Genomic DNA, 14806 nt, shown 5'->3' with positions numbered 1-14806 from the left:
AATTAATCAACGTTCAAAGGAGGAACGGTTCGTCCCTGACGTTGGTAAAAATCGGCCACGAAGCTCTCTAATTTACCCTCTTCAATAGCCTTGCGTAAACCAGCCATTAAGCGCTGATAGTAACGCAGGTTATGAATGGTGTTGAGGCGCGCGCCCAATATTTCGTTGCAACGATCGAGATGATGCAAGTAAGCGCGTGAATAATTGCGACATGTATAGCAATCACACTCGGCATCCAGCGTCGCCGTATCGCTTTTATGTTTCGCATTACGGATTTTTACGACGCCATCGGTGACGAAAAGGTGACCGTTACGCGCGTTACGCGTAGGCATAACGCAGTCGAACATATCGATACCGCGACGTACCCCTTCAACCAGATCTTCCGGCTTGCCAACGCCCATCAGATATCGCGGCTTGTCGGCCGGGATCTGCGGGCAGACGTGCTCGAGGATACGGTGCATGTCTTCCTTCGGCTCGCCGACAGCCAAACCGCCGACAGCGTAGCCATCAAAGCCGATATCTACCAGACCTTTAACGGAGATATCACGTAAATCTTCGTAAACGCTGCCCTGAATGATACCGAAGAGCGCGTTTTTGTTGCCCAGGCCGTCAAAGCGGTCGCGGCTGCGCTGCGCCCAGCGCAGAGACATTTCCATCGAGCGTTTGGCGTAATCCCACTCCGCCGGATACGGCGTACATTCGTCGAAGATCATCACGATATCGGAACCGAGATCGAACTGAATCTCCATCGATTTTTCCGGATCGAGGAAGATAGGATCGCCGTTGATCGGGTTGCGGAAATGCACGCCCTGCTCGGTTATCTTGCGGATATCGCCGAGGCTGAAGACCTGAAAGCCGCCGGAATCGGTGAGAATCGGCCCTTTCCACTGCATAAAGTCGTGCAGGTCGCCGTGCAGCTTCATGATCTCCTGACCAGGACGCAGCCACAGGTGGAACGTGTTGCCCAGAATGATCTGCGCGCCGGTGGCTTCAACTTCTTCCGGCGTCATCCCTTTAACGGTACCGTAGGTCCCGACGGGCATAAATGCAGGCGTTTCAACCACGCCGCGCTCAAACACCAGGCGACCGCGGCGGGCGCGACCGTCGGTGGTATCCAGTTCAAATTTCATTATCACTCCTGCGTCAGAAAAACAGTCTGACGTTAAACAACTCGCTACGGAATGGTTCCATAGCTAAAAATACCTGGAGGCGTTATCGCCGCAGCCAGTTTGCGGTCGGCCAGCGCGCAGCCACCGGAGCGTACACGCAGTACGTGAGGATGGCGAGCACTGCCCGGCGTCAAAATGGCAAGTGAGATAGCCTTTTTACGGACGCTCAAAAATAGCCCGCGGATTGTACGTGATAAACATCGCGTCCCCGTAGCTAAAAAAGCGATATTTTTGTTCTACCGCAGCCTTATAGGCGTTCATGGTGTGCTGATAGCCGGCAAACGCCGAAACCAGCATAATCAGAGTGGATTCAGGCAGATGGAAATTAGTGACCAGCGCATCTACCGCTTTGTACTGATATCCCGGATAGATAAAAATCTTCGTGTCGCCGAAGAAGGGTTCGATCAGATCGTTTTTTGCCGCCTGGGCCGCGCTCTCCAGCGAACGTACCGAGGTCGTTCCCACGGCGATAACGCGGCTGCCGCGCGCTTTGGCGGCCAGCACCGCATCAACCACATCCTGCGGGACTTCGGCGTATTCGGCGTGCATGATGTGATCTTCAATGCTGTCCACGCGCACCGGCTGGAACGTCCCCGCGCCAACGTGCAGCGTCACGAACGCCATTTCAATGCCCTTCTCGCGCAGCTTCTCCAGCAGCGGCTCGTCAAAGTGCAGGCCCGCGGTCGGCGCGGCTACCGCGCCCGGCCTGGCGCTATAAACGGTCTGATACAGCTCGCGGTCGGCGTCTTCATCCGGGCGGTCGATATAGGGCGGTAGCGGCATATGGCCGATGCTGTTGAGAATATCCAGCACCGGACGTGGGTCGTTAAACTCCACTTCAAACAGCGCGTCGTGGCGCGCCACCATCGTGGCCTGGATGCTTTCATCATCGCCCAGCAGCAGCTCGGCGCCCGGCTTCGGCGCTTTTGAGGCGCGGATGTGCGCCAGAATACGTTTGTCATCAAGCATGCGCTCGACCAGCACTTCAATCTTACCGCCGCTGGCTTTACGCCCGAACAGACGCGCCGGGATCACCCGGGTATTGTTAAAGACCAGCAGATCGCCGGGATTGAGCTTATCGAGCAGATCGGTGAAAGTGCCGTGCGTCAGCGCGCCCGTCGGCCCGTCTAACGACAGCAAGCGGCAGCTACTGCGCTCGGGCTGCGGGTAGTGGGCAATCAGGGATTCAGGAAGTTCAAAGGAAAAATCGGTAACGCGCATGACGGTGACTCAGACTAAATAAAGAGGCGGGTAGTCTAGTGCGGGGGCGTTCTCCCTGCAACCTTTACCCCGCAGCACAGTTATAATACTCTAAATAATTCGGGTCGCAGGACAAGGCGCTTGTGCCTTGAACAGCGCTTGCGCTGGCCCCGTAGGGGCGAGGCCGTAGGCCGGGTAACGCGGCAACTGAGAGACAAATTCGTCAGGAACGAATTTGACCTGCCGAAGGCAGGCCTCCGGTGAGGGACATCCCGATCACTTAGTCAACCAGGTGACCGGGAAGAACGACAAATCTGCCGGGAGCAGATTTGAACGCTGCTTGCAGCGGCCCTGGAAGGGCGAGACCCACGGATGGGCCGAGTAAGGAAGCCAACGCACATGCAACTTGAAGTATAACGAGTATTATGAATTTTCTCGCACACCTGCACTTAGCCCACCTTGCCGACAGCTCGCTGCCGGGCAACCTGCTGGCGGATTTCGTCCGCGGTAATCCGCAGTCGGACTATCCGAGCGAGATCGTGGACGGCATCTTTATGCATCGGCGAATCGACGTCATGACCGATAATCTGGCGGAAGTTAAGGCCGCCCGGGAGTGGTTTCGTCCGCAGACCCGGCGCGTGGCGCCGATTACGCTCGACGTCATGTGGGATCACTTCCTCTCGCACCACTGGGACCGCATCTCCCCCGATATGCCGCTCAGCGAGTTCGTCCGCTATGCCCGCGCCCAGGTGGCAACCATTTTGCCGGATTCGCCGCCGCGCTTCGTCAATCTCAATGCATACATGTGGTCCGAGCGCTGGCTCGAGCGCTATGAGGATATGGAGTTTATCCAGCGCGTCCTCAACGGAATGGCCAGCCGTCGCCCGCGCCTCGACGCCCTGCGCGACTCGTGGCAGGACCTTGATACCCACTATGACAAACTGGAGCAGCAGTTCTGGCTTTTTTACCCGCGCATGATGGCGCAGGCTAAAAATCGCGAACTCTAGTGGTTGCGTTTGCTGACAAAAAGACTATTCTGAAGGTCACATCTCGACATAAATTGATAGGCAAAACCTATCTCATCGATTGTCAGCCTCACGTTGAGTTCGTCAGTCCCTGCCCCTATACTTGCCCGCGTTGCGTTTCAATTAACCTTAGTATTAACAGGAGAATCATATGGTTCTGGTAACTCGTCAGGCTCCGGATTTTACCGCGGCAGCAGTTTTAGGTAACGGCGAAATCGTTGAGAAATTCAACTTCAAACAGCACACCAACGGTAAAGCAACCGTACTGTTCTTCTGGCCGATGGACTTCACCTTCGTTTGCCCGTCTGAGCTGATTGCTTTTGACAAACGTTATGAAGAATTCCAGAAGCGTGGCGTAGAAGTTGTTGGCGTTTCCTTCGACTCCGAATTCGTCCACAACGCATGGCGTAACACCCCGGTAGACCAGGGCGGCATCGGTCCGGTTAAATACGCGATGGTTGCTGACATCAAGCGTGAAATCCAGAAAGCCTACGGTATCGAACATCCGGACGAAGGCGTTGCGCTGCGCGGCTCCTTCCTGATCGACGCTAACGGCGTTGTTCGCCACCAGGTTGTGAACGACCTGCCGCTGGGACGTAACATCGACGAAATGCTGCGTATGGTTGACGCGCTGCAGTTCCACGAAGAGCACGGCGAAGTGTGCCCGGCACAGTGGGAAAAAGGTAAAGAAGGGATGGCCGCTTCTCCGGAAGGCGTGGCTAAATACCTGACCGAGAACGTTTCCAGCCTGTAATCGGCTGCCGTTCATAAAAAGGCTCGCACCCGCGAGCCTTTTTTGTTGCTTCACGCCGCGCCGCCCTTTTTCACCTCGCGCCAGATCCGCCATGCCATCATGAGCAGAACGGCCACGCCGAGGATCAGCGCCCCCCATACCAGCACTATTTTCCAGTAGCCTTGCCGATCGGCAGCCGAAGTTGCGCTCAGCCGCGCCTCTCCGCCCAGGGTGACGCTCTCCTGCGTAATAATGGCCCACGGCAGGTAATTCACCTGCTGAGTTTTACGCAGCGACGCCGGGATCAGCATATCCAGCCCGATATCGGCCCTTGCCGCCGCCCGGTTTCCCCAGGCCAGCATATAGGGGCCTTTTCCCTGGGTGTTAAACACCAGCTGATAGCTATCGCGCGCGCCGCTCAGGGCTGGCAGCGTCTCAGGCAGCCTGGCGTTAATTGTGGTCATGCGAACCGCTTCAACCAGCTGCCCGGCAAGGTGAATATCTTCCGAGCGTTTCCCGTCGAGATGGTAAAGCACGGTTTGCGTCAGCGGCCGCCACGGCTCCTTGTCGCCGCTGCGCCACGCCAGTTCTACCGGCAACACCCCTTCGCCTGGCAGATCGATCCTCAGCGAGCTCAGCGGCTGCGGCTGGCTCCAGCGCCAGACGGCTTGCCGATCCGAGAGCTTGTCCGCACGCGCGTCAAGCACGATGCGTTCAGGCTCCGGCTCAGCGCTCCCGGCGACCGCGCTGACGCTCTCCAGCGCCAGCGCCGGGCTTTGCGAGTCCAGAATCACCAGCAGATAGCGATTACCCTGCGCGGAGAGCGTCAGCCTGGCGCTAATAGCGTCCAGCTTCAGCCGATCGTTATCACGCTTCAGGTCCATCAGCGGAGCATTTTCCTGTACCGTGCTCCAGGAGGTTAAATCACGGCTGGCGTAAACGGAGGCTTTCCCCTGCCAGCTCCCCTCAGGAATGTGCCAGTTCAGGCGCAGCTGGGCCAGCGAGAAGGCGTCGGTGCTGGTTTCCGGCAAGGTCAGCAAATAGCTCTGCCCGACGGCGTTGATATCGTCGCTTTCCAGCTGGATCTCAACGCCCGCCGTTGAACGTAAGACCCACGATTTTACGCCGCGACGCCCCTCATCCTTTGGCGTAACCGGCGAAACATCCAGAGGGAAAAGTCGAAGCGTCATGGTCTGTGGCATCGCGGGCTGAGCTTTCTGCGCTTCGAGGGCGAACGGTACCGTATCGCCCTGATGATTGAATACCCGCACATCGCGTAAATCTGGCCAGGCCGTACTCTGGTAGACGGCCTGAGGAAGCTTAATGCGATACCAGGGCGATGTGCCCGGAGTTTCCAGCATGATCCCCGTCGCGTAGTCCACAGGCGCTTCCCGCTCGCTCTCGCTGCTCAGTGCCGCTCCTGTCGCACCCAGCAGGACGCTGCATAACACCGCTTTTATCCATTTCATTTTTCTGCTCCAGCTTTCGGCGGTAACGGTGAGAAATAGCCGATGATTAATACCAGAATAGCGACGCCAATAAAGGCGACCGCGCGCGCCAGCCCGCCGCCGCGCGCGCTATCCACCAGCATCAGTTTGACAATGACAATCCCTAACAGCGCCGCCCCGCAGAGCCATTCGCGGCGAGAAAGGCGTCGGGTCGCGTTCAGCATCGCCACCAGCGCTGCCAGCATCCAGAACAGGGCAAAGCAGGTCTGAATCAGTCGTGAATGCCATAGCGACTCCAGGTTCCAGGCCACCTCGCCGTACCAGGCTAGCGCACGCAGCAGCGCGCCGTTCAGCCACCAGAAGCTAAGCGCCGCCAGGGCAATCACCGGCCAGGAGCGGCACCGCGACAGCGTCTCGGGGAAATAGCGCAGCGAAACGCGATAAAAAATCACCAGCCCCAGCAGCGCAAAGGCGGCCCCCTCTTCCAGCGGATTCATCAGCGGCAGATAGGTCTGACGATAGACCACGCCGTCCTGGAAATTGGTCAGCGCCAGCAGATACGCCAGAGTCGCCGCCACCGGGATCGTCGCCAGAGAGCTGTACAGCGCAGGCCAGACCCGGAACGGCCAGATTTGGCGACGGGTGGCCTCGGCAACGAGGAAGATAAGCAAACCGCCGGCCGCCATCAGCAAACCGCTGGCCCAGGCCGCCATTCCCCAGGGCAGATCCTGCGTAAACCAAAACAGTTCGCACGCCAGCGCCAGCAAAATCATCCAGAACAACGACAGATGAACCAGCATGGATACGCGCGGCGGCAATGAATTTCCGTCACGCCAGAGCAGAGCTACCGCTGCGGGTAGCGCAAGGCACCAGGCCAGATTTGGCCAGCCGGCCGCCGCGATTTGCTGCTGAGATATTTGATAAATCAGCACCACCAGCATCATTGGCCAGAGCAGCCATTTGCTGATATCCAGCTCTCGCCACCGCAGACGCGCGGCGAACGTGCGCCAGCCCCACGCCGATGCCGCCAGCAGCGCCAGTACGCCAAAGACAACCAGCGAATCCTTCTTCAGCCCCAGCTGCGATACGGCAACGAGCGCGGCTATCCACAACAGCAGTCCGCCCGCCAGCAGCGCCCAGCTTACCTGCCGTTTAATACCGCGCCACAGCCAGGCCGCGGCCAGCCAGCTGAGGCTGAGCACCGTGAAGATCGGCAGCAAAGAGAGCGCCGTTGTGCCATTGACCAGCGCCCACAGCGCGCTGCACACCGCCAGAACCAGCAGCCCGGTGCCGCTGTAGCTCATCCGCTGCTGCCGCTGCTGCACGCCCAGCCAGAGGATGCCGAGCCCTTCCAGCGACCAGGCCATCGCCGTCCAGCGCGCTGAAAGCGCCAGCGGAATGGCGAGAGTGGTAAACGCGCCCCCCAGCGCCAGGGCGGCCAGCACCAGCGGCCTGCCGAAAGCGGGATAGCGGCGAAGCACAAGCCAGGCGAGCGCCAGATAGGCTCCCCCGTAGCCCAGCGCGCTGAGCGCCGGGCCGTACGCCATATGTTGGGTCATGGCGTACTGCATGCCAAAGCCGATTAGCGGCGGCGCAAACAGCAGCACGCCGTCAATAATCTGCTGGCCTTTGCCCTGCGCCCGCAGCGACAGCGCCACGCTCAGCACGCCAAAAATGAGGATATTGGCAATCAGGAACAGCTGGCAGCTGAGGTAATACTCCGGGCGATAGCCGTCCAGCCCCCAGAATCCCCCGACGCCAAAGGTAAACAGCAGGCCGAGCAGATTCAGCTCGCGCCACTGTTGCCAGATGCTGATGGTGAGAATGCCCACCGACAGCAAAAGGTAGAACGAAAACAGCGCCACGTGGCTGCCGCCGCCGGTTGAGAGCAGCAGCGGCGCCAGATAGCCGCCGAGGCTCGCCAGCATCGCCAGGCTGAGCGCTTTTTGCAGGATAGCCAGCCCAACGCTGGCCGCACAAATCACCACCAGCAGAGCAAACGCCAGGGTCATCGGCAGCATTTGCCACAAGCGGAACGCGCCAAACACGGTGAGATAGAGCGCCCCCGTCGCCCCGCCCTGCAGTATTAACGCATAGACCGGCTGCTTATGCCGTAGCCGCCAGCCCACCGCCAGCAGAACGATCGCAAACAGCGCCGCGGCCACCAGGCGCAGCTCCAGCGGGAAAAGTGAGTGTTCAACGGTATAGCGCAGCAGGAAAGAGAGGCCGAAAAACAGCAGCAGGATCCCGAGTTTCGCCAGCGGGTTACCCTGCATAAACCAGCATACCAGCGACGAAACCATCCCCCCCAATGCGGAAGGTCGCGCGCTTTTCGGTGAAGAGACGCTCTTCTCTGCCGTCTGCGCTTTTGGCGGCGGACGCTGCGGATTGACGGGTTGAGGTACCGTCCCCCTTACCGGCTCCGCTGGAGCATGAGAAACCGCAGGCATCGTGGGACGCGCAACGGCCGGCGCCACGGGCGTTTCTGCGCCACCGCGCAGCTCAAGCTCCGCGATCCGACGACGCAAGGTTTCCAGTTCGGAGCGGACCGCCGAACTGCGATTAAATGCGACAATGGCCAGAACGGGAACCACCACCAGCGCGAAGAACAGAGCAATACAGCCAAGGATCAGCAGCTCATCCATGTTTTCACCTTCACTGATTCAGAAGCGGGTAGATTGACACAAATTATTGCATTTGTGCTGCCCTGTAGCGAAAGTGAGCGACATTTCAGAAAACAGCGAGCCCTTACTCGCGGGTAAGGGCTGCGCTTAAACGTTAAAACGCGAAGCAGGAACAGCCTAGCACGCCCCAGAACGCCTGCTCATCGGCAACCGGAATCGCCGACCTGCGCGCGATATCATGCTGGTGCCCGTGGACGCCGCAGCTGCCGCAGCACTGGTGCATCTGCGCGATGGCCCCGATTTTTGCCGCAGCGGGCGGCGCCGAGCGGTAGTGCCCCGGAACCTTGACCACCGGAGACCACTCCGGCAGCACCGGGATGGGCGGCGGCGCCAGCGGCGAGAAGTGTCCGGCGGCATAAACCACTTTGCCATCAACCACCGTCAGCACCGATTCTATGCCTTTTATCTCCTCTTCCGGCACGCTGAAATAGTCCTTCGACAGCACCACCAGATCGGCAAGCTGATCCTGCTCAATACGCCCTTTTTTACCCTGCTCGCTGGAGAACCAGGCGCTGCCTGCCGTCCACAGCTCCAGCGCCACGTCGCGCGGCAGGCGGTTGCTCTCGTCGTACATCGTCATACCGCCGACGGTACGCCCGGAAACCAGCCAGTAGAGCGCGGTCCACGGGTTGTAGCTCGCCACGCGGGTGGCGTCGGTGCCGAGACCAACCGGCACCTCCATTTCCAGCATTTTCGCCACCGGCGGCGTGTGTTTCACCGCATCGATACCGTAGCGGTCGACAAAATATTCGCCCTGGAAGGCCATCCGGTGCTGCACCGCAATCCCGCCGCCCAGCGCCTTCACCCGCTCAATATTGCGCTCGGTGATGGTTTCCGCATGGTCAAAGAACCAGTGCAGACCGTTAAACGGGATTTCGCGGTTCACCTTTTCAAAGACGTCCAGCATCCGGCCGATCGATTCGTCATAGGTGGCGTGCAGGCGGAACGGCCAGCGGTGTTCAACCAGGTGGTGGACCACCCGCTCCAGTTCATCCTCCATTCCGGCCGGCAGATCCGGACGCGGCTGCAGGAAATCCTCAAAATCCGCCGCCGAAAAAACCAGCATCTCGCCGGCGCCGTTGGCGCGAAAAAAGTCGGTCCCCTGCCCCGGCTTCAGCATATCGGTCCAGCGTTCGAAATCATCCAGCTCCTGCTTCGGACGCTGGGTAAACAGGTTATAGGCAATGCGCACGGTCATCTGCCGGTTAGCGTGCAGCTGCTCAATAATTTCATAATCTTCCGGGTAGTTCTGGAAGCCGCCGCCGGCGTCAATCGCGCTGGTCAACCCGAGACGATTCAGTTCGCGCATAAACTGGCGCGTCGAGTTCACCTGCAGCTCCAGCGGCAGCTTCGGCCCCTTCGCCAGCGTCGCGTAGAGGATCATGGCATTAGGTTTCGCTATCAGCATCCCGGTCGGGTTGCCGTTGCCATCCCGAACAATTTCGCCGCCCGCCGGATCCGGCGTCTCTTTGCTATAGCCGACGGCCTTCAGCGCCGCGCGGTTAAGCAGCGCGCGATCGTAGAGATGCAGCACGAATACCGGCGTATCCGGCGCCGCCTGGTTTAGCTCTTCCAGCGTCGGCATGCGCCGCTCGGCAAACTGGAATTCGCTCCATCCGCCGACCACCCGCACCCACTGCGGCGCAGGCGTGCGATCGGCCTGATCTTTAAGCATCCGCAGCGCGTCCGCCAGCGACGGAACGCCTTCCCAGCGCAGCTCAAGGTTGTAGTTCAGCCCCCCGCGGATCAGGTGCAGGTGGGAATCATTCAGGCCGGGGATCGCCGTATGGCCCTGCAGATCGATGATCTGCGTGCCTTCGGCGGCAAAACTCATGATCCGATCGTGGCTACCGGCCGCGAGGATCTTACCGTCGGCGATCGCTACCGCGTCGGCCAGCGGGTTGCTGCGATCGAGGGTGTGGATCCGACCATGAGTCAGGATCAGTGTGGCAGTTTGTGACATAACGCTCTCCTTAAGGAGGCTGACTCAGTTTTTCTTTAACCAGCCAGCAAACAGGCCGGTCACGATGGGCATCCAGAACCAGACCACCAGCGCGACCACGCAGGCATCATTTATCAAATGCAGCAGCAGGCTTCCCCGCATTGAGGGCAGCAGCATGCCGGTCAGCCAGGGCACCAGGTTGGTGCTGGGGAAGATAACCAGCAAGGTCATCAGGAACTGCTTCCAGCGCAGCGGCTGGCGCACGTTGACCGCCGGAGGGGTAAACCAGAACGCCGGTTCGGTACGGACTTCCGTACGATCGCCTTCATTGAGCAGGGGCGCGATTTCAGCAACCAGCTCGCGGCGCGTTTCTGACTGCGTCCAGGCATAGAGATGCTCAATGGTGTCGAAGCGAATAATCACGCTCCATAGATTCTGCCCGGCGCCCGGGCGGATGACGTTAGCGCCAAGGTGCCCGGGAAACTCCGCCGCCACGGGCATAATTTTTCCGAGCCACTCTTCATAGCGCTTACCGTGTTCAGGATCGAGCATATGACTGATGACCAGCGTTACCGATTTCTGTTGCGCCATTGGGAGTTCCTTGCTGCAGGTGAGTGACGGGATTTCCCCGCCAGCAGCCATAAATGACAATACACAAAATCATTCAAGCTGCGCCGGGGCGGGCAAACGAAGCCAGCAAAGAGGCAGCTTGAAGGACGATGACAATACACAAAATCATTCATGCTGCATCGAGGCGGGCAAACGAAGCCAACAAAGAGGCAGCTTGAAGGATGAAGTGTATTTAGGCCTGGCGCTCCGGCGCGCCGTGCACCATGGTGTACGCGTAATCCACCCCCATGCCGTACGCGCCGCTATGTTCGCGAACCAGATCCATGACCGCATCGTAGGTCTCTTTGCGCGACCAGTCGCGCTGGTACTCAAGCAGCACCTGCTGCCAGGTCACCGGCACCGCGCCGGCCTGCACCATCCGGTCAATCGAGCGTTCATGCGCATCGACGGAGGTTCCGCCGGAAGCGTCGGTCACAACGTACACTTCATATCCCTCTTCCAGCGCCATCAGCGCCGGGAAAGTCAGGCAGACTTCGGTCCACAGCGCGGAGATAATCAGTTTCTTACGCCCGGCGGCCTGTACCGCCTTAACAAAACCCGCATCTTCCCATGAGTTCATTGAGGTACGTTCTATCGGTTTAACCTGCGGATGCACGGCCAGCAATTCCGGCCAGATATAGCCGCTAAAGCTTTTTGTTTCCACGGAGGTATAAATCACCGGAACATTAAAAATCTTGCCCGCTTTAGCTAGCGCAACGGTATTATTTTTAAGCGTCTGGCGATCAATATTGGCGACACCAAAAGACATCTGGGGCTGGTGGTCAATAAAGATAAGAGTTGAGTTAGTTGGATCGATCAGTTCCCGAATAGACATAACATACCTTCTTAATCAATGAGTTAAAAAGAGACGATAAACGCTGCTGTGGGTCTGGATCGTGACGGATAAAGCATGGTGAGTATAGTCAGTAATTTCTAACGAGTTATTAAAGAAATTTTTCTGACTTATTTTAAAAATAAAAGGCAATAAATAAAAAACCCGCTATTAGTGAATAGGGTGATAATGATGTTTATCAAAAATTTGCGGGTAAGAGTTCTAAATTATTCACTGGTATTGAGCATCCGGCTTCGGTAAAACAGAGGGATTATTTATGACCGGTAAGCCGCCGATGCGCCTGAATCTTGATGTACTGCTGATCCTCGATGCCCTGGAGACCCACGGCTCTTTCGCCACCGCCGCGGAATCGCTCTATAAAACGCCCGCCGCCCTGAGCTACATGATCCAAAAGCTGGAAAGCGATCTCGGCATCACCCTGCTGGATCGCAGCGGACATCGGGCGAAGTTTACCGATACCGGTACAATGGTGCTGGAAAAGGGCCGGCTGCTGCTCAATGCGGCAAAGGATCTGGAAAAGCAGGCGGTTCAGCTGAATGCCGGCTGGGAGCGGGATCTCGCCATCGCCCTGGATGCCTCCTTCCCTTTCGATCGTTTGCTCCCGCTTATCGACGCGTTTTACGCGCAAAATCCGCAAACCCGCCTCAATTTTACCCACCACACGCTGGCGGGCGCCTGGGAAGAGCTGACCCGCAACGGGGCGGATATCATTCTTGGCGCGATTAACGAACCGCCAACCTCCGCCGAATGGTCGTGGAAAATGCTCGGAACGCTGGATAACGTATTTGTTGTCGCCCCCGGCCACCCGCTGGCGGAAACGGTACAGCCGCTGACCAACAAGCAGCTCAGCCTGCATCGCGCGGTGGTGATTAGCGATAGCGCCCGCTACTGTCACCCGCTCAACAGCAACCTTCTGACCGAGCAGTCACAAATTCGCGTCGATGATTTTGCCAGTAAAGTGGCGCTGCTGCGGGCCGGACTCGGCTGCGGTTTTCTCCCCCGCCACGTCGCCCAGCCGTGGCTGGCGAGCGGCGAGCTGGTGGAGAAAACCGTGATCTCTTTTCGCGAAAAGGATATCGCCTACATGGCCTGGCGCACGGATAACGACGGCCTGGCCCAGCGCTGGTGGCGGGAAGCCATTCTCGAAGAACCGTTTCTACACCAGCTTTATCCCTGACGGCTGAACCACACGCTGGCGGCGATGGCCGGAAGCGTCAGCACGCCGTCGTGCAGCGCGCCGCTGCCCTCTTTGAGCTGCCATTCGCCCACGTCCAGCAGCGGTGAATCCTCAACCACCACCTCACAGGCTTCACCGCGGTTGATAGCCACCAGCACGCGCTGATTTTTATAAACCCGGGCAAACACCACCACGTTTTCTTCGGCATAAATCACCTGACACCCGCCGTAGCGCAGCGCCTGGTTCGCCTTACGCAGCTTCGCCATGCGTTTATACAGCCCCAGCAGCGTCGCATCCTGCAAAGCCGGGTCCCACGGGAAGGGCTTGCGGCAGAAAGGATCGTTATTGCCATCAACGCCCACTTCGTCACCGTAGTAAATGCACGGCACCCCCGGCCAGCAGAACAGCCAGACCACCGCCAGCGGCAGACGCGCGACGTCCTTACCCAGCAGCGACTTAAAGCGCGCCGTATCGTGGCTATCAAGCTGGTTAAACATCCGCAGCTGCTGCTGGTGCGACAGCCCGGCGCGGTAGTTATCCATCCACGCCACGCAGGTTTGCGCATCTATCTTCTGCGGATCGTAAGAGATATCGGTATTCGCCAGGAAGCCCCACAGCGGGAAGGTAAACCCGCGATAGTTCATCGCCGCATCTTCGGCATCGGCCTGCAGCCACTGGCGCGCGTCGCCAAAATGTTCTCCAAAAACAAAGGATTCCGGCTGCGTCTCCTTCGCCGCCTGGGTTATACCGGCGATATGGCGCAGGTTATTACGCGCCCCGCCGCCTTCCCCCAGCATATGCACCACGTCCAGACGCCAGCCGTCCATGCTCCACGGCGCTTTCAGCCAGTGGCGCACGATGCTGTCTTCACCGGCGTAGATTTCATTGATCAGGCTGGTGGATTGATAATCCAGCTTCGGCAGGCTGGCGTAGCCCAGCCAGCTGTGCGCTTCGCCCTCTGGGGAAAAGGTGAACCAGTCGCGCCACGGTGAATCCGTGCTGTGGCAGGCGCCGCCGCTGCCGCGCTGGTGGCGGTCAAACCAGACGTGTGAATCTCCGGTGTGGTTGAAAACGCCGTCGAGGATCAGGCGCATCCCTTCCCGCTGCGTATTGTGCCGCAGGCGCAGCAGCGCGGCGTCACCGCCGAACTGCGGATCAACGCGACGATAATCTTCAGTGTCGTATTTATGCACGCTCGGCGCGACAAACACCGGATTCAGGTACAGCGCCGTGACGCCGAGCTGCTTGAGATACGGCAGCTTCTCGCTGATACCGTCCAGATCCCCGCCGTAGAAGGTTGAGCCGCCCGCCTCGCCGGTTAACGGTTCATCCCACTGTTTCTGAACAATATCCTGTCCGGCAGCGTGGTGATGGTAGGGCCGGTCCTGATCGGCTGCGCGCGGTTCGCTGCGCGCAAAGCGGTCAGGAAAGATTTGATAAAAGACCTGATCGGCAACCCACTGCGGGCCGCTGTCCGGCAGATCGACCGCAAACTGCTCCAGCCGCGCCGGCGGGAAGCGGTTAAAGCCCTGCGGGGTAAACCAGCGCTGCCGGTCGGCCCACAGCAGCTTGAAGCTATAGCGCCGACGCGGCTGGCCGCTGGCAAGATTAATCTCTCCGCGCCACGCGACGACGCCCGGCCGCGGCTCCTGGCGCAGACGGTGCATCGGCAGCGAAAGCTCTTCGTTGTCTTCTTCCGCGCGCAGCGTAACGCGCTGCGGCAACTCATCGCCGCTGACCCACAGGGTGATAAAGAGTCGTCCCTGCTGCTCCTTGATAAACGGGGCAACAGGCAGGTGCCATGCCTTCAACATCGTTATTCCTCTCTTTACAGAATGGGCACACCTTGCCACAGCGCGTATGCGTATGACTCATCATCGGCAGAATTATTGGGGGAGGAGAGCGGAGGAGGATATCGCTCAAGCGAAAATATCCCGCCGGCTAGCGCGAACATAGCCGGCGGGAG

The 14806-nt window shown here is 59.0% G+C and carries 11 protein-coding genes; 3 read left to right on the top strand and 8 right to left on the bottom strand.

Going from position 1 to position 14806, the window contains the following annotated elements; translation table 11 throughout:
• Positions 1-2: 2 nt before the first annotated feature.
• Complete coding sequence (gene tgt / locus GO007_RS00385) at positions 3-1130, bottom strand: tRNA guanosine(34) transglycosylase Tgt (protein WP_095094333.1); 1128 nt, start codon at positions 1128-1130, stop codon at positions 3-5.
• Positions 1131-1325: 195 nt separating this feature from the next.
• On the bottom strand, positions 1326-2390 hold the full coding sequence (queA, locus tag GO007_RS00380) for a tRNA preQ1(34) S-adenosylmethionine ribosyltransferase-isomerase QueA (RefSeq protein ID WP_095094329.1): 1065 nt from the start codon (positions 2388-2390) through the stop codon (positions 1326-1328).
• Positions 2391-2794: 404 nt separating this feature from the next.
• Between queA and acpH the strand changes: the two genes are divergently transcribed.
• Together acpH and GO007_RS00370 are read left to right on the top strand one after the other, a co-directional pair.
• Complete coding sequence (gene acpH / locus GO007_RS00375) at positions 2795-3376, top strand: ACP phosphodiesterase (RefSeq protein ID WP_095094327.1); 582 nt, start codon at positions 2795-2797, stop codon at positions 3374-3376.
• Positions 3377-3545: 169 nt separating this feature from the next.
• Positions 3546-4148, top strand: a complete 603-nt coding sequence (locus GO007_RS00370; protein ID WP_004858569.1) for a peroxiredoxin — start codon at positions 3546-3548, stop codon at positions 4146-4148.
• A 50-nt stretch (positions 4149-4198) separates the two neighbouring features.
• Here the strand turns inward: GO007_RS00370 and GO007_RS00365 are convergent, their stop codons facing one another.
• From GO007_RS00365 to GO007_RS00345, 5 genes are all read right to left on the bottom strand, one after another.
• Entirely contained in the window at positions 4199-5596 is a 1398-nt protein-coding gene (locus GO007_RS00365) for a DUF3999 domain-containing protein (RefSeq protein WP_095094325.1), read from the bottom strand.
• Positions 5593-8220: a DUF2339 domain-containing protein gene (locus tag GO007_RS00360; RefSeq protein WP_095094323.1), complete on the bottom strand. Its 2628-nt coding sequence runs from the start codon at positions 8218-8220 to the stop codon at positions 5593-5595. The genes GO007_RS00365 and GO007_RS00360 overlap by 4 nt, the downstream gene beginning before the upstream one ends.
• 133 nt (positions 8221-8353) lie before the next feature.
• Complete coding sequence (locus GO007_RS00355) at positions 8354-10222, bottom strand: amidohydrolase (protein ID WP_095094321.1); 1869 nt, start codon at positions 10220-10222, stop codon at positions 8354-8356.
• Between the two features lie 24 nt (positions 10223-10246).
• Entirely contained in the window at positions 10247-10792 is a 546-nt protein-coding gene (locus tag GO007_RS00350; RefSeq protein ID WP_095094314.1) for an antibiotic biosynthesis monooxygenase, read from the bottom strand.
• 211 nt (positions 10793-11003) lie between these two features.
• On the bottom strand, positions 11004-11645 hold the full coding sequence (locus GO007_RS00345; protein WP_095094312.1) for a hydrolase: 642 nt from the start codon (positions 11643-11645) through the stop codon (positions 11004-11006).
• Between the two features lie 292 nt (positions 11646-11937).
• Between GO007_RS00345 and GO007_RS00340 the strand changes: the two genes are divergently transcribed.
• Positions 11938-12840, top strand: coding sequence for a LysR substrate-binding domain-containing protein (locus GO007_RS00340; protein WP_095097906.1), 903 nt, complete (start codon positions 11938-11940; stop codon positions 12838-12840).
• Here GO007_RS00340 and malZ read toward each other — a convergent pair.
• Positions 12831-14654, bottom strand: a complete 1824-nt coding sequence (gene malZ / locus GO007_RS00335; RefSeq protein ID WP_095094310.1) for a maltodextrin glucosidase — start codon at positions 14652-14654, stop codon at positions 12831-12833. The two genes, GO007_RS00340 and malZ, sit on opposite strands and share 10 nt — an antisense overlap.
• Positions 14655-14806: the final 152 nt, after the last annotated feature.

The sequence above is a fragment of the Klebsiella sp. 10-1 genome (assembly GCF_009758445.1).
Classification (GTDB): domain Bacteria; phylum Pseudomonadota; class Gammaproteobacteria; order Enterobacterales; family Enterobacteriaceae; genus Klebsiella; species Klebsiella scottii.
This window is presented reverse-complemented; position numbering and strand designations above follow the sequence as displayed.

Bases quoted from the DNA above. Each gene is read 5' to 3' on its own strand.
- malZ (WP_095094310.1), bottom strand. From the start codon at position 14,654: ATGTTGAAGGCATGGCACCTGCCTGTTGCCCCGTTTATCAAGGAGCAG.
- acpH (WP_095094327.1), top strand. From the start codon at position 2,795: ATGAATTTTCTCGCACACCTGCACTTAGCCCACCTTGCCGACAGCTCG.
- queA (WP_095094329.1), bottom strand. From the start codon at position 2,390: ATGCGCGTTACCGATTTTTCCTTTGAACTTCCTGAATCCCTGATTGCC.
- GO007_RS00355 (WP_095094321.1), bottom strand. From the start codon at position 10,222: ATGTCACAAACTGCCACACTGATCCTGACTCATGGTCGGATCCACACC.
- GO007_RS00365 (WP_095094325.1), bottom strand. From the start codon at position 5,596: ATGAAATGGATAAAAGCGGTGTTATGCAGCGTCCTGCTGGGTGCGACA.
- GO007_RS00360 (WP_095094323.1), bottom strand. From the start codon at position 8,220: ATGGATGAGCTGCTGATCCTTGGCTGTATTGCTCTGTTCTTCGCGCTG.
- GO007_RS00350 (WP_095094314.1), bottom strand. From the start codon at position 10,792: ATGGCGCAACAGAAATCGGTAACGCTGGTCATCAGTCATATGCTCGAT.
- GO007_RS00345 (WP_095094312.1), bottom strand. From the start codon at position 11,645: ATGTCTATTCGGGAACTGATCGATCCAACTAACTCAACTCTTATCTTT.
- tgt (WP_095094333.1), bottom strand. From the start codon at position 1,130: ATGAAATTTGAACTGGATACCACCGACGGTCGCGCCCGCCGCGGTCGC.
- GO007_RS00340 (WP_095097906.1), top strand. From the start codon at position 11,938: ATGCGCCTGAATCTTGATGTACTGCTGATCCTCGATGCCCTGGAGACC.
- GO007_RS00370 (WP_004858569.1), top strand. From the start codon at position 3,546: ATGGTTCTGGTAACTCGTCAGGCTCCGGATTTTACCGCGGCAGCAGTT.